The sequence below is a fragment of the Brevundimonas sp. genome, from assembly GCF_032107865.1.
Classification (GTDB): Bacteria; Pseudomonadota; Alphaproteobacteria; order Caulobacterales; family Caulobacteraceae; genus Brevundimonas.
In genome coordinates this window covers 1-1,799 of record NZ_DAMCNG010000342.1, presented here as the reverse complement: position 1 = coordinate 1,799, position 1,799 = coordinate 1, and the positions used below count along the sequence as shown (strand labels likewise).

The 1,799-nt window shown below is 68.8% G+C and carries 1 protein-coding gene; it reads left to right on the top strand.

What is annotated here, in order from left to right:
- The coding region (locus RT567_RS16465; protein WP_313577275.1) for a DNA translocase FtsK at positions 1-1,715 on the top strand (1,715 nt) is incomplete at its 5' end.
- Between the last annotated feature and the right edge of the window lie 84 nt (positions 1,716-1,799).

Genomic DNA, 1,799 nt, shown 5'->3' with positions numbered 1-1,799 from the left:
CCTTTGCGCCCGCCGCAGACGCCTACGACGATGGCGGCGATTACGCCGACGAGGCCGCCGACGCCTACAGCCCTCCGTGGGAGGATGCGGCCCCCGCCCCCATCGCCCCGCCGTCAGCCCGAACGCCCAAGTCGAACGAGCCCAAGGTGGCGGCGGTCAAGGCGCCCAAGCCCGCCCGCAGCGACACCGACCAGCAGGCCTTCGACTTCGCCAATGAGGGCGGCTTCGAACTGCCGCCGCTGGGCATACTGGCCAAACCCGGCCAGCGCGGCGGCGCCGTCGACGAGGAATCGTTGAAGGCCAACGCCAAGATGCTGGAGGGCGTGCTTCAGGAATTCGGCGTGCGCGGCCAGATCGACCAGATCCGCCCTGGCCCCGTCGTCACCCTGTATGAACTGGTGCCCGCGCCCGGCGTGAAGCACGGCCGCGTCGTGGCCCTGGCCGACGACATCGCCCGCTCCATGTCCGCCCGCGCCTGCCGCATCAGCGTGGTTCAGGGCCGCAACGCCATCGGCATCGAACTGCCCAACGCCAAGCGCGAGACCGTCTTCCTGCGCGACCTGCTGGCGTCGGGCGAATACGACAAGAAGAGCCATCTGTTGCCGCTGGCGCTGGGCGAAACCATCGGCGGCGAGCCTTATGTCGCCGATCTGGCGCGGATGCCCCACCTGCTGATCGCGGGCACCACCGGCTCGGGCAAGTCGGTCGGGGTCAACGCCATGATCCTGTCGATCCTGTACCGCCACTCGCCCGCCGAGTGCCGCTTCATCATGATCGACCCCAAGATGCTCGAACTGTCGGTCTATGACGGCATTCCGCACCTGCTGGCGCCGGTCGTGACCGATCCGAAGAAGGCGGTCGTGGCCCTGAAGTGGACCGTGCGCGAGATGGAGGACCGCTATCGCCGGATGTCCAAGCTCGGCGTCCGCAACGTGGCCAGCTACAACGACCGCGCCCGCGAGGCCCAGGAAAAGGGCGAGCATTTCGAACGCACCGTCCAGACCGGCTTCGACGAACAGGGCCGCCCCGTCTACGAGAGCGAGAAGATCCGCCCCGAGCCCATGCCCTATCTGGTCGTGGTCATGGACGAGATGGCCGACCTGATGCTGGTCGCAGGCAAGGACGTGGAAGGCGCGGTGCAGCGTCTGGCCCAGATGGCCCGCGCCGCCGGCATCCACCTGATCATGGCCACCCAGCGCCCGTCGGTGGATGTCATCACCGGCACCATCAAGGCCAACTTCCCGACCCGGATCTCCTTCCAGGTCACGTCCAAGATCGACAGCCGCACCATCCTGGGCGAACAGGGCGGCGAACAGCTGCTGGGTCAGGGCGACATGCTCTACATGGCGGGCGGCGGACGAATCACCCGCCTGCACGGCCCCTTCGTCGGCGACCAGGAGGTCGAAGAGGTCTGCAAACACCTGCGCGCCCAGGCCGAGCCCGAATACCTCGACCTGATCACCGACGAGCCGGATGGCGACAGCGACGGCGCCATGGGCGAAGACGGCGGCGGCACGGGCGACGACCTGTATGACCGCGCCGTGGCCGTGGTCACGCGCGATCGCAAGGCCTCGACCTCCTACGTCCAGCGCCGCCTGCAGATCGGCTACAACCGCGCCGCCACCCTGATCGAACGCATGGAGCAGGAAGGCGTCGTCAGCCCAGCGAACCATGCGGGCAAGCGCGACGTGCTGGCCGGACCGCCGCCTATGTAACTTCGGCTGCGCCGCGGCGGCGGCTTTGCCGCCGGGCGCTATCGTTCGCCGCGCGGCGGCTCGCTGCTTCAGCGCCAACCGCGC